General features: G+C 47.6%; 13 protein-coding genes. 1 reads left to right on the top strand and 12 read right to left on the bottom strand.

Features of this window, described 5'->3' with window-relative positions; translation table 11 throughout:
• Positions 1-86: 86 nt before the first annotated feature.
• From HCR01_RS23950 to HCR01_RS23910, 9 genes are all read right to left on the bottom strand, one after another.
• Complete coding sequence (locus HCR01_RS23950; protein ID WP_193198595.1) at positions 87-5,102, bottom strand: exo-alpha-sialidase; 5,016 nt, start codon at positions 5,100-5,102, stop codon at positions 87-89.
• The gene (locus HCR01_RS23945; protein WP_193198594.1) at positions 5,099-10,855 is read right to left on the bottom strand and encodes a putative baseplate assembly protein; all 5,757 of its coding nucleotides are present in this window, start codon (positions 10,853-10,855) and stop codon (positions 5,099-5,101) included. The genes HCR01_RS23950 and HCR01_RS23945 overlap by 4 nt, the downstream gene beginning before the upstream one ends.
• Positions 10,852-13,386, bottom strand: coding sequence for a baseplate J/gp47 family protein (locus HCR01_RS23940; RefSeq protein WP_193198593.1), 2,535 nt, complete (start codon positions 13,384-13,386; stop codon positions 10,852-10,854). Before HCR01_RS23940 ends, HCR01_RS23945 begins: the two co-directional genes overlap by 4 nt.
• Entirely contained in the window at positions 13,379-13,759 is a 381-nt protein-coding gene (locus tag HCR01_RS23935; protein ID WP_226889583.1) for a GPW/gp25 family protein, read from the bottom strand. The genes HCR01_RS23940 and HCR01_RS23935 overlap by 8 nt, the downstream gene beginning before the upstream one ends.
• Before the next feature lie 419 nt (positions 13,760-14,178).
• Entirely contained in the window at positions 14,179-14,502 is a 324-nt protein-coding gene (locus HCR01_RS23930; RefSeq protein WP_193198592.1) for a hypothetical protein, read from the bottom strand.
• The gene (locus HCR01_RS23925; RefSeq protein WP_193198591.1) at positions 14,502-15,305 is read right to left on the bottom strand and encodes a phage baseplate assembly protein V; all 804 of its coding nucleotides are present in this window, start codon (positions 15,303-15,305) and stop codon (positions 14,502-14,504) included. Before HCR01_RS23925 ends, HCR01_RS23930 begins: the two co-directional genes overlap by 1 nt.
• Before the next feature lie 4 nt (positions 15,306-15,309).
• A complete protein-coding gene (locus HCR01_RS23920) occupies positions 15,310-16,452 on the bottom strand; it encodes a hypothetical protein (RefSeq protein ID WP_193198590.1) in 1,143 nt (380 codons plus the stop codon).
• Between the two features lie 13 nt (positions 16,453-16,465).
• Positions 16,466-16,768, bottom strand: a complete 303-nt coding sequence (locus tag HCR01_RS23915) for a hypothetical protein (protein WP_193198589.1) — start codon at positions 16,766-16,768, stop codon at positions 16,466-16,468.
• Between the two features lie 9 nt (positions 16,769-16,777).
• The gene (locus tag HCR01_RS23910; RefSeq protein ID WP_193198588.1) at positions 16,778-17,437 is read right to left on the bottom strand and encodes a hypothetical protein; all 660 of its coding nucleotides are present in this window, start codon (positions 17,435-17,437) and stop codon (positions 16,778-16,780) included.
• Between the two features lie 514 nt (positions 17,438-17,951).
• Here HCR01_RS23910 and HCR01_RS23900 point away from each other — a divergent pair.
• Positions 17,952-18,422, top strand: coding sequence for a hypothetical protein (locus HCR01_RS23900; protein ID WP_193198586.1), 471 nt, complete (start codon positions 17,952-17,954; stop codon positions 18,420-18,422).
• 24 nt (positions 18,423-18,446) lie between these two features.
• On the opposite strand, the gene HCR01_RS23895 is transcribed toward HCR01_RS23900, so the two are convergent.
• Genes HCR01_RS23895 through HCR01_RS40120 form a run of 3 tightly spaced genes read right to left on the bottom strand, consistent with a single transcriptional unit; the run spans position 18,447 to position 19,735 of the window.
• Positions 18,447-18,626 (bottom strand): hypothetical protein, encoded by a 180-nt coding sequence (locus HCR01_RS23895; protein WP_193198585.1) that lies wholly within the window; start codon positions 18,624-18,626, stop codon positions 18,447-18,449.
• Positions 18,627-18,668: 42 nt separating this feature from the next.
• Complete coding sequence (locus tag HCR01_RS23890) at positions 18,669-19,562, bottom strand: DUF4157 domain-containing protein (RefSeq protein ID WP_226889582.1); 894 nt, start codon at positions 19,560-19,562, stop codon at positions 18,669-18,671.
• A gap of 38 nt (positions 19,563-19,600) precedes the next feature.
• Complete coding sequence (locus HCR01_RS40120) at positions 19,601-19,735, bottom strand: hypothetical protein (protein WP_264299938.1); 135 nt, start codon at positions 19,733-19,735, stop codon at positions 19,601-19,603.
• Between the last annotated feature and the right edge of the window lie 3 nt (positions 19,736-19,738).

Below are 19,738 nucleotides of genomic sequence, written 5' to 3'. Positions count from 1 at the left end.
TCATACTTTGATTCAGCAACGCCAGAAAGTTAGATTTAATTTAGGTTTATAGGCTTGTATTTGTAGCCTGATTTTGGAGAATTGATTTAAGTTATATAGATAATGTCTGCCTGTAGCCCAAATCGGAGGTATTCTTGCAAGCTGGCTTGGAGATTTGCCTGACGCTGCGGTTGTTTTAGGTAATGAAAAACACCCATTTCGGAGCCGTCTTCTGCTCCTGTGCAAATTTCTACTGGACAGATAGTACTAAGTTGGGTGTATGCTGGCTGTCCATATTGCTCGGTGGTGAAGCACGGTTGCATCTGGTTGAGCAACAGCAAGGTTTCTTCAACACCTTGGATACCTTGGTTGAGGGCTATCCAGCGATCGCTTTCTTCCTGCCGATACAGGCTACCAAGCTGTGTCCCCGCGAATAGGACTGGACGTGGTGCTTGTTGCTGCACGGCGAATGCTGAGATGTCAGTATCCGTTAAATGGGCGATCGCTTCCCAAGTTTTACCATTGCTGGTGGAACGGTAGATAGTACCCTCAGAAGCACCTGCATAGAGGGTAGCAATTTTGAATGTCGTTCCTTCTGGTAGATCTGGGTCAAAGGCGTCATTGATGATCAGGTCGTTATCGGCATGTATTTGGATGATTGTACGGGTTTGTCCGTTGATGGTGAGGGTATCACCTTCTCGGAGTTCGGTATGAAAACGGGTATCGATTCCGGTGACTTGGGTATAACGGCTGGAGAGAGTGCCTGTGCCATTTTGAGCGAAGCTACTTAGGGCTGTGATAGTGGAATGAGACAACCCATCGTTAGCAGGCATCCAGCGTTGTCCAAAATCGCTGGAACAGAACACGCCACCGCCTTCGGTTCCAGCAAAGATATCGTCGGTGATCGGATTGATGGTTAGGCAGGTGATGTTAGGAAATGTCAACCCAGTCTGGCGGATTTCTGGGTCGAGGGGGTCGCCACCTGTCCAAGTCATACCATGATCGGTGGAACGGAAAACGCCGTTGCCATGAGTGCCCACAAACAGGTAGCTAGTAAGGGGATGGTGAGCGATCGCTCGTACATCCAGATTCGTTAATCCTTGATTGACTGCAACCCACTGTCTACCGCCATCGGTAGACCGGAAGACGCCGTTGCCAGACGTTCCCATCAAAATGCCCATTACTTGAAATGATGTACCTGGTGTTAAATCTGCATCAAATGGCGCGTGGACTTTTAACTCTGTGTTGGAAACAATTTCTGTGACTTTTCGCGTTTGTGTTTTTACTCCTGTAACGGTAATTATGTCACCGACGGTAAATTCTGTTTTGAACAGCGTTTGTTGTCCTGTAACTGTGTCGCCAACGCTGGCAATCGTGCCAGTGCCCATAGTGTATGGTATTAAGGCGTTGATGCGGGTGTTGGTGAGATTGGGGGTAATTGGTGTCCAAACAGTGCGCCGAATTTTGAAGCTATTGACAAAATCAGCATTGAATGCAGTATTGACGCTGAGTACATTATCAGAAGCGATCGCCACTACTGTCCGCCTCTGTATATTCTCCTCGCCCGTGGGCAGTTGATTAACAATTATGATGTCGTCTCCAAGCAGAACTTCTTGGGTAAGTCGGGTATTGCAGCCTGTAACCATAGTGCGATCGCGCGTACTGCTAACTTTTCCGGTTCCGGCTGTCGTTGTGCCATTGGTGGGATTGGTAATCAAAAACTCTTCACCCGTTACGGTGCGGTCAAATGCGGTATCAATATACAGCAGCGTATTTGACGCGATTCTCTGTACAGTGCGCTGCTGATCAGCGATCGTAATTATCCTCCCTGCTGCTACTTGTTCCTGGAAAAAAGTATTGCAGCCTGTGACAGCGACAAGATTCTCTGCATCCAAACCAGTACTACTAAGAGTGCCAATACCAGAGCGGAGAGTTGATGTTGCTCTCAGCAATGTGCCGTCTGCCCTGCCTGCAAATAAGGTGTGGATTGTAAACGGCTTGCCATCATTGGGAAGGGGGGGGTTAAACGGTGCATCCAGTTTAATTTGCTGGTCTGAGATAATTTCCTGCACCATGCGGTTTTGACCTTCAGCAGTGATCCAATCTCCAGATCTCAACTCCTGTGTGAACAGGGTGTTGATGCCTGTAACGATATTTGGGGATGCGGGTGTACTAGAGATACTGCCAGTACCAGGAATGGCAGTAGCAGGTAGAGCTGTGACATTCAAATTGCTCAGTTCAGCATTTAAAGGTATCCAGACTCCTTCTTCAAGCAACTGGAATACACCATTACCCCGTGTTCCCGCGTAGACTTGCCCTGCGGGGTCAACAGACAGAGTTGCGATCGCTGCTGGAGGTTCTTTTATTCGTTCAGATAAAATTAAATCGGGTTGGCAGCGGAAACGGCGAGGTGTGCGCGAACCCTGTGGTACATAGCAGAAGCGTAGACAGCCTACTTGCCTGCGTAAAACAGAAACTTGATTGCGAAAAATACTCTCTTCGGCTTCTAAACTGCGGACAGTAACAGCACCCAAGATAGTAGAAGTCTTCACATCTACATCGGCTCCCAGAGCAGCGATCGCCCCGTGATTACTATCCTCTCCAGCATCGATGATACTATCGGTGATTCGGAGTTCTGGCACAGTATCTACCAAAGCGATCGCTCCACAAATACTCTGGTGAATGGCGATCGCAAGGAGCGAATTGTCCTCATCTAGATTCACATCGTCGTCGTCGGGTTCTTGACATACAGTACAGCTGTGTCGAGGTTGTGGCGATTCCTCGTCTTCATATACTGGTGACGGCGGTTGCAACTGCTCGATCACTCGCTGGATGCCTGCAAACAAAGTACTCACCTGTTGCAAGACAATCTGTGACATTTGGGAAATTCGCTCTTGAGTCGATAAGCCATTACTGCTTAGCCCTACTCGCAGCAAACGTTGCAACAGCATCAGGCTATACATCAATAGCGCCAGCAAGGTAACATCTTCTGGATCTGCGTCTATAATTTCGTATTCCGCCTTTTGTACTACTAGCCCTCCCGCTTGGGGAACCAGTGTGGAATGGGCAATTTGCAGACGTTGCAGGTTTCCCGGCAACACAGTAAGCTTGCCTTCTACTAGCAGCCCTTCCAGGAAAAAGTCACCTGCATTTTCGGTATCGGGGGTTGCGATGCCGCGAATTGTGAGATTGCCTAACAGGTGGGGGCGATCGCCATTACTAGCAACTAGATGCAGCTGCTTTTCTGCTGGAATTTGCAACGCCAAATTGCGAGTATAAGTGTGGTTGCCCTGGAGTTCGATAATCACACGTTCTGTATCAGGAACAATATCTAGTCTGCCTGTCCCTGGTTCTTTACCAGGAGCAATGAACAGCAACATCGTTTTTGGTGGTTCCTGTGACAACGCGTAAGAAGCAACCTGAGTCAGATTGATCTTTTGGCCATTACGGTTAACAGCGAAGGCTCCCGGATTTGCCGAAATCTCCAACACGTCATTCGAGCCACTTAAACTAGATGGGATGGACAACTTGAATTCGCCCACAAACCCCGGCTGAAACTGAAAATTCTGCCGTACAGCGTTGCTCACTTTCTCAATTCTGCCGTCAGCGTTGATTGTCAGTTCTACCAACGGAATGTAAGTTTTGACTAAATCTTGCTCCCACTCATCCATAGGTAGCGCCCGAATTTCCCAGTGAGGTTCCCATTCTCGTTCCGGGTAAAAAATCACCAGCCGCACCGTTTGACTGGGATAGCAGCCCACAATCACCGAATGCCGAACATTCAGCCGCATCGCTCGCCCCTGAATATCCACCGCCACACCGGGCGTTACCACCACGTCAATTTCTCCAAGATGAGCGATCGCTTTTAAGCCCTGCAAGATACCCGCCCGCATATTTGGAGACAGATTGAGATTGCGTTCTTCTCGCTTATTATCTAAATCAACTCGGTAAATCTGTTGATCAGGACTGAGTACCAGTCGCGCTACAGGAAAATTGATTAAGTCATAGCAGTGTTGCCACTTGCGGGCGTATTGATTCCAGATTTTTACTATCTGTAATAGCGCCGGCAAGTCAGAATTCACCTTCCAAGTAATTTGTCCTGGATTAGGTGGTTGTTGGGCGATCGCATCTGTTCGTTCGTAAACCCCACCTCCGATATCGCCGCTGAAGCCATAAGCATAGGTTACTTCTACTTGCTCAGGTGGCTCGCTGAGGAACGCCAACCGTCCCAGTTCTGGATCAACTACCAGCGTACCAGTAAGATCAGACTGCCAATTTGAGAGGTCGTCTACTTGATACGGCTGCCGTTCTCCCTTGACAAATACTTGTACTGGCCGGGCTTCTGGTGCATACGCCTTCAGCAGATCCCGTGTCAGGATACCGGGAACGTTGATTTCTTCTGCCAACGTCGTGATGTCTCTCTCGGTTTGCGGAGTGTTGAACAGGGGAATTTTGTCATAGCCAAGAGGATTAAAGGTGAAATAGCGTCCTTGCGCGGAGTCAAGCCCTGATACAGCGCGGGGAGTGCCTCTTTCAACTAGATAGGATTGCAACCGCCAGAGGTAGAGGATAACGCTGTTGGGATTATATTTACCGCCGCCACGACTGGGGCCAATTTGGGTAGTATAGGCAACTCCTGTCTCAAAGGGAGTGCCTAAGCGCTCTGATTGCCCGATGCGGCGCAGATTCACAGTGCCAGTTTGGGGGCGAACGTGGTTGACATTTTGAGTTGCTGCTACCAACCGTTGAGATTCTACCGCCCTTGCGCCCCAGCCAGTAATATCTCGCGCCAGTTGTTCTAATACAGGGGTTGTGCCTTTGCGCTGGCGATAGGCGAGGGTATTGGCAACGAAGGCGCGACGTTCCTGTCCAAAGGTGCGGTGGCTTTCGGCACTCAATTCACGTACCGCAAGTAAATTGCCGATGTATGGCACTACCCAATCATCGCAGGTTTCGATAAACCAGTTTTCATAGAGGTTTTCAATATCTTGCTCGACTAATTGCAGTTCGCTCTCAATGATGCTGAGCAGCGATCGCAGCGATCCATCTTGGGACTCGTCCCGAATCCGGTAGATGGCGGGGAGAAGAGAGTAAAGACGTTCGGGGATGTCGTTGTGAGTCATAAACTTGCCTCCACTCGCAGACGAATTCCAGCAGGACTGATTGTTAATAACTGAGCAGGTAGGATTTGGCGATTTACAACATCCCAGCGGGCGGGCAATGCTGAGACGGATTCTAGATTGCGGGTTAAATCGCGGCGATGTAGCGCGTCTAGATCGACGGCCACAACCCCTGTGATTGCTTGGAGAGTGGCGATCGCTTCTGCCGTCGTCACATCCTGCCCAAAGTCGCGTTTCTCAAAGGTGAACCGCTTCAGCAGCGCCGCTTTCACCTGTGCCAGCACTTTATCTGGTAGGTATCGCTGATCAATTAACAGTTTTGCCTCCAAGTTAAACGCCAACGGTTCGTAAGAATCAACCTGCACCTGTTGCACCGGATCGCGAGCATCATCAATTGCCTTTACCAAGTTGATGTACAACGCTGAATCAGTTAGCACAGCTGCGCCCCCAATTGCTGCCACAGTAATATGTACCTGCTGGGTTTCACCTGCCCACAGTAACTTTGCCTGGGCCTTGCCAATGCCAGCAAAGGCGCGGGCAAAGTCTTCGTAGTCTTGCAACGATACAATTCGCCCCAGCGTGCGGATGGTTAAAGGGGCGCTTGTCTGCGCTTCTAACATGGTTTCTGGGTCAGCTGCGCCGGTGGCTGGCAGCGGATTGGTAACTTCAGAAATGCCTAGAGGACGTGTCTTCAGCAGAGTTAATTGATTAGCCCCCACTCGCCCTGCTAGCCCAATGCCGCTGCGATAAGTAGCGGTGATATTTTCCAAGCCTGTGGGCAGTCGCGCCCCGTGAATGCCGTCACCAGAGGTAATCGTGACTGTTTGATCATTGGCGATGCGGGTGATGTAGATTTGTTCTAGAGGCGATCGCTGGTATAAGGAAGGCACTTCTTGCCACAGCACATTATTGACTCTGATCTGAAGTGTGGTTTGAGAACCGCTGGGTGTAGATGCAGATATGTATGTTAAGGGCGGCTTATTCAAAATAAACTTTTGATTCGTCACTGTACCATCACCGTTACCCAAGACTTCCTGAATCGTTTCGCCATGCGTTGCTCGGACTACATTGGCATAAATCTGCACAGTTTGCGGGTCATAGCTATTTTGAATCGGCTCTGTGAAAGTCAACAACGGCTCTTGCTGATCGTTAGGTGGAATGGCGATCGCATTTATTTCACTAACTGCTTCATCCTCGGCTGTCGCCTCTAAGAGCCGTATATCTTCCATCTCAGCAGTCATCACCACGCCTGTAAAGCCATCACGGTCTTTGAGCAACCATTTTTGTCCCAGATTCTCAGCTTGTTCCTCTCGACCTTTTTCGGGCAGAGGTATAGACAAAGACATGACTTGCAAGCGATCGCCTGAGCGAATTGGCACAGTGTAAAGGTTGTCAGGCGAAATCAGAATACCAATACCGACAGCGAAAAGATGCTGATTAAGCACTGCGATCGCTCGAAACTCGGTGTTTACCTTTCCTGTAGGGTTGATTTGTGGATTTAGGCTAGTCAGCCCCCCATTGCTGGATTTCCACAAATTGCCATCATCGCGAGAGCGGAATACACCGCCGCTTGCCGTACCAGCAAACAAATCGCTAGTAACAGGCTGAATCGTCAAACACAGAATATTCAAATCGGTGGGATTATTGGCAATAGGTTCCCAAATCGGGTTTTGTTGTTGATTGGGCTTGAGGCGAAATACGCCACTACCAGCAGTACCCGCCAATACTCGTGTTACCTGAAAGTTGCTGGCTTCGGTGATATCTTCTCGATCAAATTTTCGGTCAATATCTAAACGAATATCAGAAATAACTTTCGTGACGCGGCGTGTCTGCCCTGCAATAGTAATTGTGTCACCGACTGCAAATTCTGTGGTGAAGGCTGTACCCGGTTCATCCTGTTCAGATACTAGTCCAAGTACCTTAGCGTCAATAGTAGTTACATTTCCAGTTCCCAATTTGCGGTAAGCTACCAGGCTAGTAACGTTGGGATTGGTCAACCCAGCATCCAGTTTTTTCCAAGTGTTACCGTCATCAGCAGAACGGAACACACCATCGGCAATAGTTCCAGCAAAGATGTCTCCATTAGGGTCAACTGCCAAAGTCTGGACATCGACAACATCCAATCCTGTCTGCATCCAGGTTTGTCCGTCATTGGCATAGCGCAAAACACCGCCGTTGATTGTCCCCGCCAGCAAATCACCACTGTTGCTCACTATTAAGGCACGGACATCAGAATACACCAAATTCGTATTTACTTCCTGCCACTGAATTTCTCTCTCTGTTTGGAATACGCCGTTTGCTGTGCCGACAAACAGTTTATATCCTGGAGTTGGAGCATCACTAGCTTCTGGTTGAATGGTTTTAGTGGCGATCGCTTGAATCTTCAGATCTGTTAAACCGCGATTGATGGGTTCCCAGGTGTTACCGTTGTTGAGCGAGCGAAAAACACCACCGCCGTTAGTCCCCACAAACAGCGTATTACTCTCAAAAGACTGACTCGTTAAATCGTCAACATCAGCATCAACAAACAGAGAAGTATCTGAGATGATGCCTGTAACAAGTTTGGTCTGATTATTAATTGTGATTGCTTGACCAACTTTTAAGGCTTTGAGAAACTCAGTATTAGTGCCTTGAATAGCAGTGCGATCGCTCGAAATTGTACCTGTTCCCTCACCTTTGTAAGTAAAGGTTGTTCCGGGCGGTAAATCTAAACTGAAAGCAGACTCTAAAACCAGCGATGTATCAGAGAAAATATCCTTAATTTTTATTGATTGCTCCCCAACTTTAATCTCAGCACCAACTTTCAACTCTCTGGTGAAAACAGTATTGCTGCCTGCAATCATAGTGTCACTACTGGTGATCGTCCCTGTTCCCGCTCCAGAATATGTAAATGGGACTTCGGATAGCTCATTGGTGAATCTTGTGTTTACCAGGAGAGAATTGTCTGAATAAATACTGCTAATCGTCTGAGTTTCACCATTTACTGTAATACCTGCACCAACCTTAAGTTCCTTGCTAAAGGCGGCTTTTGTTCCCAGGATGGCGGTGAAGTTTCTGGCGAGTGTCCCTAATTCTGGTTGGAGATGGGAAGTAAATGCAGTAACTTCAGTGTTAGTTAAACCAATATTATTACGGAACCAGCGATCGCCATCATTCCCAGACTGCACAACTCCACCCACATTCAAAACTTCGGCTCGAATGCGTTTACCGCTGATAATTACTGGATGCTGAGGCTGTAAACCTTTGACGTACTCACTCAGCAAGACTTTGTTTGTCCAAATGGGGTCGAAAAAGATATTTTCTTGCTGTACTGCAACTGTTAACGGATCTTTAGTGAGTGAAAGCGTCTCACTTTGCGCCAGCACCATCGTATCTCGTAGATTGAATTTCTCTAGCTGGCTTACTGTATTCGTGAGAATTCGCGTGATTTTCGTGTCTAGGGTGAAGTCCTGGCGCTGTGTTTCAATAACATCTTTGACTTTGCACAGTTGGAAACGATTTCCCTGGCGTAACACCACCCAGCTATCAGCAATAATCCGGGGATAAAGTGTATCTAAATCAATTTGCAAATCTTGCCCCGGTTGGGGAGTTGGAATGTTGTAGTTTGTCCAGCCTGCTTCAGTTACTTTCTCAAAACCAGTAAAAGCAGAACCTACAAAGATTTGATTTGGATTAGCGACAACAGATTTTACACAAGCTGTAACGGCGGTCAAGTCAGGATTTTTCGAGGCACTACTAAATGAAGTCCAGTTCTCGCCTTGGTCTATGGATTGGAAAATGCCGCTAGCTGTGAATGCAAATAGATCACCTGGTTGCTCGCTCACTTGGTTGATTGCGATCGCCCACACATTGGTATCAATTAAACCGTTGTTCTTCTGTTCCCAGTTTCCCCCACTGCGCGATCGATAAACTCCATCGCTTGCAGCCACAAACGCATCATTGCCAAACGCTACCAGCGAGCGAATTTCCTTACCCGTATCTGTGAGATTTGTTGAGTTCCAGATTGCTCCTTGGTCACTAGATTGCAAAATGCCGCGATCGGTTTTGGCAAAGATAAAACCTGAACAAACTGCTAGCGATCGAACAACCTGATTAGATAAATTATTTTTACCGTCCCAATTATGCCCTTGATCATTGGAGCGATAAACTCCAACATCCGTCGCCGCAAAGATGTAATTACCGCTACTACTTGTTAGCACCAAGGCGGAAGCACCAGGAGAACTAGAAGGACGAAACGCGATGAAAGCCGTTCCAAGTGGTAGGTTAATCTCTGCACCATTCGGCAACGGCGGCGGAGGATTGCGAAACGAATCGTTAATAGTAACTTGCGCTGGATTTGTAGCACTAACCCCAGTCACAAATCTAATTTGTTGCCCAACAACGATCGCATCTCCTGGTTGGAGGTTCAAAGGAATAATTCCGTTTCCTCTGGTAATCGTTACTGTAGTTCCATTTGTGGATAGAGTTGGTGGTGTAAGGGTGAAATCATAAGTCGCCAGAGCATGAACAACTGTATTGGGAATGCCTGTGATTTCCGGCTCCGAGGTTTGTGTCCCACCTGCTCCGCTAATTTTGACTTTCACCGAACCTATGCCAATGGGCGACCAGCTTTCGCCGTCATCTGTGGAGCGAAATACACCCCCACCCGTGCTACCCGCCAACAGTTCCCCATTCGATGCCGCCAGGATGGTTTGAATACTAAAATTTGTCAGTCCAGTGTTATTCAGCGTCCAGGTTTCGCTGTTAGTTTTGGAGCGAAAAATCCCAAGGGGCGTTCCAGCAAACAAGGAACCTGTTTTGAGATTGGCGACCAGACAACGAATGTCAAAACTCAGCAAACCTGTATTAACTGACTGCCACTGAGAATTACTACCAACGTTGTAGCGATAAACGCCACCCTTGATTTTGCCACCGTTTGCCAGCTTAATTTCGTCGGGCATGGTGTCCCACCGGGGGGCGTTGAAGCCAAACATATTTGCCCGCTGGCGAAAGGCGATAACGGTGGGGTTGCGGGGTGGTTGTTCTAGGGTAGGGGGTAATTGCCGTTCCCAGGTGACGACGGTGTAACCATCTTTGGCGTTGGGTGTAACGGTATCGAGACTGAGCAAATAATGCGGCTTTTCTGGGTCATCTCCATCCATTAGTAGCAGTGCATCACCTGGCTGCAATCCGGTACTCGTACCGTTGAGGTAGAGTTGGCGGGTACTCTTAGTAATTTTTTGGGAACGGTTGGGGCGGGGTTTGAGGGCGTTCCATTCCAGATGGGCGGTGAAGTCTTCACTAGTCTCGAAAGTCTGTGGTAGTTCGTCTTGTTCAGGAATGCTGAGGATTTGTGTGCCTTTGGCAATGGTGGCGACGGTGGGAGAACCGGGGGCATCTTCGACGGTAAACGCCAAAACTGTACTAGCAGCGACACCCGGATTTAGTTCGTAGCCAATCATCCGCGCTAATTCTAGTACTGAGCGCCGCTCGGTGGCAGTGAGTAGATAACCTTCGTTGATGATCCGCTCTTGGTAAAAAGTGAGGACATCGGCAACCACAGCGCAGGCATCCAAGAGGGCGATCGCGGGGTCGTCGTTGGTGCGTGTATTTAGCTGGCGTAGGGAAATGCCCTGGGGTTTGTCGGGCGTGACTATGGGGCAAGTGAGGCGGCTAAGGAGGCGATCGCGAAACGAAGCATAGTCCCCAATTCGATAACTCAGGGCGGGTAAACCAGGGCGATTGCGCGGTTGTTGCGGTTGTTCGGGACACGTCATAAGCCTCCCTCCAGCAATAATTCAAGTCTGCCTTGTCCCGGCATATTGGCGTCGTTATCTAGGCGGGCAATTTCCAGTCGCCCAAGGGCAATTCGCCCTAATTCCAACTCGTTTTGTGGTGGCAATCCCCAGCGTTGAAAACGCTTTGCGGTAACAGACTGCACACCCACCACCTGCATCGCCTGTGTAATTACCTTACTCAGATACACTGGCTGACCAAAGCTGAAATTATCAGGATGGAAAAACCCCAGTCGTCCCTCACCCAACACTTTGTTACTAAAAGCATTCAGCAAGGCTTCCTTCACCTGGCTCTGAAAATAATCGGGTGCAACCTGAACCTTGAGGGCAATATCCAACGGTATAAAGCTCGGACTTTCGATTTCTACATCCTGACCCGTCAGGCGAAACTGTTCTAAAAAGCTGGTCAATTCCTGCTTAAATGTCTCATCAATTAGCAAACCATTCTGCCGATCTACTGTGATAAAAATCGTGTACCAACTACCCGTCCAGCGGCGAGTTGCCAGCGCTTTGGAAACACCAGGAAAGCGCTGGACAATTTCGGCATAATCTGCCTCTGTGACTGCCCGTTGCAGTGTGCGAAATGCTTGGGGCGCATAAAGCCGCACTTGCTCAATCGGTTCTGGGTCAACGCCGCCTCTTGCTGGGAGGGGGTTACGGATAGGATTGGTATTGCCGATTGTTAGCAGAACTTCTTGAGAATCCCATGCTTTACAGAAGAGATGAGCGATCGCCTCTGCTCCCACATTCCCCTGTGTACCGTTGCCAATGCGATAGATTGCCGACAAGGTGGCGTCTGCTTGGGGCTGTCTACCCACCTGACCATCACCAAACCGCAGATAAGCACGTCCATCATCCTCCATTTCCACGACAAACTCGCGGGCAAAGCGATCGCTATTGAGCAAATCTCGTTGGGGATACCAAAAGCTGATCTCGGTGGTTGAGGCATCCTGTTCTTCTAGGAAAATGGCAGGCATCACATCACGCATTTCCCATTTCCAGACAGACGCAGCCGAGGCGCTGGGGTTAAAGGTTGGTCTACTACCCCACCACTCAGACCAATCTTTGCCAAAGGCCTTGACAAAAGCCGCAGCGGTGGAATCTTGTTTTTGTGTGTCGGTGCTAACTTGTACCCGTCCTTGTTGAGTTAGCGGTCTTTCTCGCAGGCGAGCACGGTAGCGTTTGGCTGATACCCAATCAAGCATCCGGTTTTCTGAACCATCCACCGTGTAGCCGTGATCGACCAGAATAACGTTACCCCGGACAATGCTGATATTAGAGATGGGGCGATCGCCCACTATTTGGGAAATGGTAATAGGAAACGGTAATGCATCCTCTTGCGACCATTCAATCTCTACTAAGCTCACATCTTCCAATGGATCACGATCTAACATTACCTTTGTCAATCGCACCGCATGACGATGAGTCAAATCGGCATCTGCTGGTTCACCGCTTTGCGCTCCTTTGACTTCCTCAATGATCAGCACAGTACCCGGCTGTAATAGTTGCGCCAGTTTCCCTTCATCCTTCAGTGTGGCAGCGATCGCCCCGGTAGGCAGCACACACGTCAGATCGCTCCAAGTATAAAAATGTATTTCGTTGCAGGCAGGATCAAGCTTGGCATCCTCCATCGCTTCAAATACCTGCGCTCCTCGGTTAATGGCAATATCAAATTCTTTTTCAGATAGGATGCTAGGAAGATCAGGCACATTTGTTAAAAAGCGTGTTTTTACAGTATTGCGATCGGGCAACATCAAAGGTTGATTCACCCGCAGTGTTACCCAGGTGCGGGCGTTACAGCCATCATGCATGGGGTAATTGAGTAGACGGGCATGGCGACGCACCGACACACGCTTGCGAGCGGTTCCCAGATATGCTTCCGTTGCTACCGCATCCTGGAAATAACTGAGATAGTCTGCCTTATAAGCTACCAGTTCCACCAACATAATCCCTAGGTCAGCGGGGCTGCGCTCTTGCCACTGCGGCATTGTCACCGCCAACCGATCCAGCATCAATTGGCGAAAGCTAGCGTAATCTTTGGCCAGATAATCAATTACTGGGGGTAGAGGTGGTTTTTCAGTTGGTTCAGTCGGTGTTTTGCAGTCAAACTCGCTCAAATCTGCCACCTGGAATAAAAACTCTACCTGTGCCAGTTGTGAGTCAAATCCGGTAGGCGGTTTTTCCTTGCCGAATGCTTCTACCAATTGCATTGTGTACGTCAACACATCTTTAGGCGCTGTCACCCCAATGGTTAACAGCCTGCTTGAGGCACTCACCGATTCAATGGGAACCTCAATCGCCGTTGTTCCCTCAAACCTTCTTACCTGAATGTTTTCAATGGTTAAAGTATTTTGCTCCAGGATGTGGATGAAATGAACAAACAGCGTTTTTTGATCTGTGGCGACTTCTAAATAATCAATGCCATTCAAAATCGGCAGTCCGTCCGCATCCTTGCGTTTACGAACTTCGTTTCTGCGTCGTTCATTTTTACATCGGTATTGTGTACTAACCATTGCGAGAAAACTCCACAACCTGACGCTCTTGGGTTCGCCGCACTCGATACTGAACTGTAATCTGTAAACTGGCGTCTTCGTTCTGCACCTCCACCGCCTCTACCTCAATCACCTCCCCTAACCACTGTTCTAGCGACCCTTTTACTAAGAACTCTGTCGCCGCTGCCAGTTCTTCGCTGTTGGGTGCAAAGATAAGTTGTTGTACACCGCTGCCAAAGTCTGGACGGTTGACTCGCTCCCCCGGCAATGTAAACAACACCTGCTCAATCATTTGGCGAATGTGCTGTTCTGGGGTTGCATCCGCCACTCGTCCCCGCCCATCAATTTGAAATGGATAGCCAATCTGCATAGTTCTACCAAATTGTTCAAGCATGTATTCTCTGGGCTATTAGATCCCCGACTTTTTTAAGAAGTCGGGGATCTGACCACCGCAGGGGAGGCAGGGAAGATATCTTTTGCAATGCAATAATGAACCTTTGATATTCGCGAACGAACCTTTGATATTCGTGAACGAACCTTTGATATTCGCGAACGAACCTTTGATATTCGTGAACGAACCTTTGATATTTGCGAACGAACCTTTGATATTTGCAGACGAACCTTTGATATTTGCAGACGAACCTTTGATATTCGTGAACGAGCCTTTGATATTCGCAGACGAACCTTTGATATTCGTGAACGAACCTTTGATATTCGCAGACGAGCCTTTGATATTCGTGAACCCTGCTCCCCTCAATATGCTTCCACTTTTTCGCATCGCACCCTTACCAATTAAAAATTACAAATTACGAATTACATCCCCCTAACACGCGGTTGAGCAAGTATGGCAGTCAACGGGGTTCCTGTTGGTAGGCAGATTGCCTGACTATCTTGAAGTAGTACTGGCAATCCCATAACTTTCACTCGTAGTGCTGCCAGAATCCAGTTTCCGACTACGCAGGGGCCGACATTGAGTGGAGGCGGCGGATTAGCGCAGCCTGCAATTATGTAAGGCGGCCCCTGGGTCACTACTGGCATTCCCATTACTCGGACGCGAGGATTGGGGACGGTGGGTTTTGCTTGTCCCCCATGCGCGCAAAGAACGGTACTGCCCACGTTTAATAGAAAGCCAGGCATTAAATTACCTCCAGAGCACCATTGTTGACATTGACCGAGACGGGAGAAATTTTGATATTGGCAGCAGTATTGCTGAGTTCAATTGCTGCTGGTGAAATTTTTAAACTGGCGGGAGTAGCACTAATCTCCATACCAGAGGAATTAAATTTGGCGGTGGCTGGTAAGTTGCTCAACTCAATTCCAGAGGAAGTGCTGAGTTTGATTGTGGCGGGAGCGCAGGTGAGGTCGATGCTGTTAGCGGTAAGTTTGACTTCAATTGCAGTTTCTTGAAGTTGGATGTTATCCGCCCGAATGGTGATGGTGGAGCTATTGCGGTTTTTTAACTCAATCACATCAGCCTTGAGTTTAATGGTGGTTTCATCTTTGTTATTAAGTTCAATGCCGTCGCTGTTGAAGACTAATTTGAGTTTGCGTTCTACTACAGGAGTGTCTACCTCTAGGGTGACTCCTTTGTTTTCTCCCAAATTGCTCCAAGTTAGGGTGATGCCCTCAGCTCTGAACACCTGCACTTTCACGGGATCTTCCACCCTGGCATTTTGCGGTAGTTCCCCTTGGTTCCAAAAACAGCCGCTCCAGATGGGATAGTCAGGATCGCCTTTCTCGAATTCCACCCAAACATTTGTGCCAACTGGGGGAATGGCAAAAAAGCCAATATCTTTTCCAGCGTAGGGGGTGCTGGGCATTGCCCAACTAACTCGACCTTCGCCATATACTGCTGCCACTTGAACTTGAACCCGACCCAAATGAAGCGGGTCTTTGTTGGCGGCGACTTTTCCTCGATACTTACCAAAAAATTGCGGCATAGATTTATCTCCTCACAGCCGAAATCGTGCTGCCTCGCCCTTCACGGGTGATGGTGAAGCTCTGTTTGTATTCCCCTTGACGGAGGCGATGGGTGACGCTTTTGACGTAGTAAGTACCGTCATAGGTGTTGCCGACGCCGCGCAGATTCACTAGTTCTCGCAACTTTAAGAGTTCGCCGTAGCGCAGAGTGTCCAGTTCACCGCTGACGGTAAGAACATTGTCGGTTGATTGGTTGACTATTGCTTGGCTACGTGCTTGTGCTCTGGCTAGGTCGTGCCCGGTTTCTTCAAATGTCTTGATGTGTGGGACACCTTGTGTTTGCTGAAGTTGGAAGGCAGATTGTCGCGCTAGTGGGGAGCGATCGCTTTTCATCACTTGCAACCGCCGGATCTGGTTTCTCTGCCGTTCCTGAATGCTGCCTTGCATCTGGGTTGCTGATTGAGCATCAAACTGAAAGTTAATTGAGTCGGCATTGCTAAAGGCTCCCATGTTGACTGTGATTGCTTTTTGGGGATTTGTACCGCGTGGGGGCGGCCCCCAGTAGGCGGTATTCTGTCCTACTCCTGGCCCTGGCGTTACGTAAAATACGTACCCAAAACGATCTGCCAATAACCCTAGGTATTCCAAATCACTACCAGATTGGGCGGGTATGCGCTCATTTCGGGAGGGTGCGGCTTCGGCTGGGGGTTTCTGGATATCGGCGATGAGTTTGTACTCTGAGTAATTACTGATAATTTTGCGAGCGATCGCCGATTCACTCTGTTGCGGATGTTGAATCTTCAGCTTTGATTTAGCCATCATTACGCTCACATCTTCCCCTGTCACCGTGAGTGTAGAGCGCCCTGGCTCCATACTGGGCGAAAACTCTTGGTGTGTAATGATGCCATCCATTAATACCTGTGCTTTGGCGTTCAGTGTAATTACCAGGATGACTCGGTTAAATGGTTCTAGTAGCGGACTTTGCAGCAACCGATCATCCTGCAAATCGCGTGACCCCGATCGCCCGACTTGAAAAACTATCTGGAAACCTGAGCGATCGCTGTCTTTATGGCTGACTTCCACACTCTGCAACGCCTCTGTCAACAGCATCGGAGCTAGTTGAGGTGTTTTTTTCCCAATTCGTAGCGTTAGGGTAATTCCGGGCATTGTCGTCGCGTCCTTACATCTGCGAAAGTGGCTGGGGAACGGGAATCCGCAACACTTGTATCGGCTCTGCTAGTAAGTCTTCTGGCTGCATGGCGTTGTTGGCGTCGCAAACCTGCCAGAACTGCTCTCCTTCTCCCAGTGTTTGCGCCGTGATTAAATCCAGGCGATCGTCTCGTGTTACCGTGACTTCTAGCTGTAGCGGTAGCATTTCGCCCTGTGGCAAAAAGCGCCGCCGCTTATAGGCAATTTTGCGATCGTCGGGGGTGGTGTACTCGGCAGTTTCCAAGCGGTAATAGCGGCTATTGGGGTCGAACATGGGAGGAGATTACAGATTTGGGATATTGATTTGAACGACTGTGGTTTCAGCAAGGGATATTTTCCCTTGTCTAGCTAGATTTTGCTTTTCACGATGATGGGTTAGGAATAGTTTGGAGCCACGTTGTCCCCAAGGAAGATCGTCATAGTTGAGGACACGTAAACTGAGGGAAACTTTAGCGCGAATGGGATTGAGATTTACATCGTATGCTTCCTCGTTGATACTAAAATCGGTCAGTCGAACGGGTAGGACTCGTTTTTTTCCCCAAACTAGTAGTGTCATCGGAGCTTCCGTAGGAATGATTTCTAACACTCCTTTGGCAGCGTTTTCCATATTTTTAGATACCCGCTCAACGTCAGGATAAATTAACGTTTCTAATGCCGCTAATTGGGGATAAATACCTAAATTTACTGCTGTTTTTTCTCCATTGGCTAAGTGGTCAGTAGCATCAATTTCAATTTCTAATCGAATAGTTTCCACTGGTGCGCCCTTGAGCCGAAATACCTCTGATCGAGCACCATTTTCTTCAATTGCCTGAACCTGCAAAGTCCGAGAAAGCGTTTCTGGGTTGTACTGAAAAACAATAGTTCGAGCTACCCGATTGGTAGTTGGATCAATGGCAACAATGGCTCCTTTAACCAGACGTGGAGAAAGAGTAAAGGCAATCATAAAGCCTAATTTAGATTTCTAAATTTATGAATGGATAATCTTCACTGAAACAGTGCTGAGCAATGATGAACTTCGGAGAGTTTAGCAAAGGACAAGCCTGATTTTGCTCCGTTGAGATTTTTGATTTATTTTTCTCAAAATTTAATTAGTATTACTATAGTGGTTATGCTGAATAATTAAAGTTTTCTGTGAAAAGGATACTGTTTTCCGCCAGTTTTTACCAGATTTGTAATTCTTCCTCTAAATACGTAATGATTATTCACTTTTAGCCAAAGAATTGTTAAAAATCATAATGATTTTAGCGATCGCCCAACAATTGTTTTACAAAAGTTATACCCTTCAGTCATCAGACTTCTTGCAAGAATTGGGTAAAGGACAAAAGGTTAAAGGCATGAATTTTTTTTCTATTGAGCTTTAACCCTTAACCAATAGTTTGCAAAAGTGCTTTAACTCACGTTTTACTAACTAGAGAATCTCTAATTTTGGATAGCTTACTCTTGAGATAATTACTTATATGACTTCTCTTCAAACCCAGACTTCTCAGCCTCCAACCCTTCAACCTCTGCAAGATGCTTGGCAACGCTGGTGGACAACGCTCTCTTGTCAGACTAATGAACTATGGCAAACTGTCACCAGCCGCGACACCAGCAAGATATACAAAGAAGCTGTCTGGAAAACTTGGCAGATTTTTACTCAATTTGCTCGGTTGCTGCTGCTAGTACTGCTGTCTATTGTGGGTGGTTTTCTATTTGTCTGGCTGCTGGGATTCCATACAGGACGTGGATTTCGCATCTGGTTAGAAGCAGATAATCCCACGCCGACGACTATTTTGAAAAAATTTGTTGCTGTCTTACTACTACCCTTTCAGCTTGTGACGATCTGGGTTGATCGCACGCTAAAACAAGCCTTTGGTTGGGACTTAAAACTCACTCAACTATTGCCAGAACCCGATCCAGAACTGCTCCCTCAAAAGAAGAATCCGTAAGTTTAGACACCAAAAACCCTGAAGCTATGAAGAAACTGGTTCAGCTTTTTCAGCAGTAGGAGAATCTCCTACTGGAGGAATTGGCGCGGGATTATTATCATCTTTTTTGGGCGGATTGGTGTTATCAATTAGCCCATAGGTAAGAAAACCCAAGATGAATGCAGTCCCAAATAAAAAAATCAGTGTTTGCAAAATTGATAGCATTAGTATATTTCCTCAAAGATTGTTCAAAAAAATGATTTTACGCTATTTATGAATAGTAAACAAGCAATCATTGGGTTCAGCTGGCTGCTTTTGCAAGCAAGTTTCACAATCCAAGATTTTGTCAGCATATCCGGCTCCAGTACCAAAGCCCTCTACACCTTTCTTGATATTTCCCTTTGCCCACTTAATTCGGATAGTTAGATAATAAGTTCCACAGGCAATATTTTTTTCAGGATCAGTCATCTCACTATGGTTAAAATGCACACCTTTGGGTGTATTTTTATTGACCTCTGTGACTGCTCCTTTGGTCATTTGCATCAGTCCAGTTGCACTGCTCGAAGAATTTTTGGTTTTTGGATCAAATCCACTTTCCTTCCAAATCAAACAGAGCAGGAATTCCTTACTGAGGCTGGAATTGTTATTGCTGAGAATATATTTTTCTACCTGAGCAAAGGTCAAGAGAGAACTGACAGCTTTCTTGGTTTTTTTCTTCTGAAGTGAACTAGCTTTTTTTGTCGGGCTTTTAACTACATTCTGAGCAATCTTGTCTGCTTCTACTTCAAGTGCATCACTTTCTGTTCCAGCAGATGATTGGCGTTGTAGTGATGGAGTTAGTCCCTGATGGCTTTGCTGAACTACGTGAGTTAACTCGTGCGCCAGTATCCTCTTACCCGTTGTTGTATTTGGTGCAAATTGCCCTGCTCCAAATACAATATTCTGTCCCACTGTGTAAGCTAAAGCATTGATTGCCTGGGCGGATTCTGCTGCTTTGGAATCGGTATGCACGCTTACCCGGCTAAAGTCATGTTCAAAGTGAGATCCCATGAAGTTGAGGGTTTGATGATCAAGAGGTTGACCGGACGAACTCAAGACTTCATGCACAATTGGCGGAACTTCAGCAGTGGTTTCTGTTTGATTTTTAGAGCGTCTTTGCAAGGTTAGTGATTTATCCTCGCAGGCGCTACACTTCCCCGTTAACCCAGCCGAATTACCACAATCGCACTTTCGCTGGAGTAGGGGCGATCGCGCTGGGGTAAAGGAGGATTTTGGTAGTGATTTAGTTGAGGTGTGCGATCGCATTTCTTAAATCCTCGCTTGACGAAAGACATACA

This window comes from Nostoc sp. MG11, assembly GCF_014904695.1.
Classification (GTDB): domain Bacteria; phylum Cyanobacteriota; class Cyanobacteriia; order Cyanobacteriales; family Nostocaceae; genus Komarekiella.
This window is presented reverse-complemented; position numbering and strand designations above follow the sequence as displayed.

What these genes read in the sequence shown, in the direction of transcription:
- HCR01_RS23920 (WP_193198590.1), bottom strand. Translation starts at nt 16,452, where the DNA reads ATGCCCGGAATTACCCTAACGCTACGAATTGGGAAAAAAACACCTCAA.
- HCR01_RS23925 (WP_193198591.1), bottom strand. Translation starts at nt 15,305, where the DNA reads ATGCCGCAATTTTTTGGTAAGTATCGAGGAAAAGTCGCCGCCAACAAA.
- HCR01_RS23895 (WP_193198585.1), bottom strand. Translation starts at nt 18,626, where the DNA reads ATGCTATCAATTTTGCAAACACTGATTTTTTTATTTGGGACTGCATTC.
- HCR01_RS23950 (WP_193198595.1), bottom strand. Translation starts at nt 5,102, where the DNA reads ATGACTCACAACGACATCCCCGAACGTCTTTACTCTCTTCTCCCCGCC.
- HCR01_RS23940 (WP_193198593.1), bottom strand. Translation starts at nt 13,386, where the DNA reads ATGGTTAGTACACAATACCGATGTAAAAATGAACGACGCAGAAACGAA.
- HCR01_RS23910 (WP_193198588.1), bottom strand. Translation starts at nt 17,437, where the DNA reads ATGATTGCCTTTACTCTTTCTCCACGTCTGGTTAAAGGAGCCATTGTT.
- HCR01_RS23915 (WP_193198589.1), bottom strand. Translation starts at nt 16,768, where the DNA reads ATGTTCGACCCCAATAGCCGCTATTACCGCTTGGAAACTGCCGAGTAC.
- HCR01_RS23930 (WP_193198592.1), bottom strand. Translation starts at nt 14,502, where the DNA reads ATGCCTGGCTTTCTATTAAACGTGGGCAGTACCGTTCTTTGCGCGCAT.
- HCR01_RS23900 (WP_193198586.1), top strand. Translation starts at nt 17,952, where the DNA reads ATGACTTCTCTTCAAACCCAGACTTCTCAGCCTCCAACCCTTCAACCT.
- HCR01_RS23935 (WP_226889583.1), bottom strand. Translation starts at nt 13,759, where the DNA reads ATGCTTGAACAATTTGGTAGAACTATGCAGATTGGCTATCCATTTCAA.
- HCR01_RS40120 (WP_264299938.1), bottom strand. Translation starts at nt 19,735, where the DNA reads ATGTCTTTCGTCAAGCGAGGATTTAAGAAATGCGATCGCACACCTCAA.
- HCR01_RS23945 (WP_193198594.1), bottom strand. Translation starts at nt 10,855, where the DNA reads ATGACGTGTCCCGAACAACCGCAACAACCGCGCAATCGCCCTGGTTTA.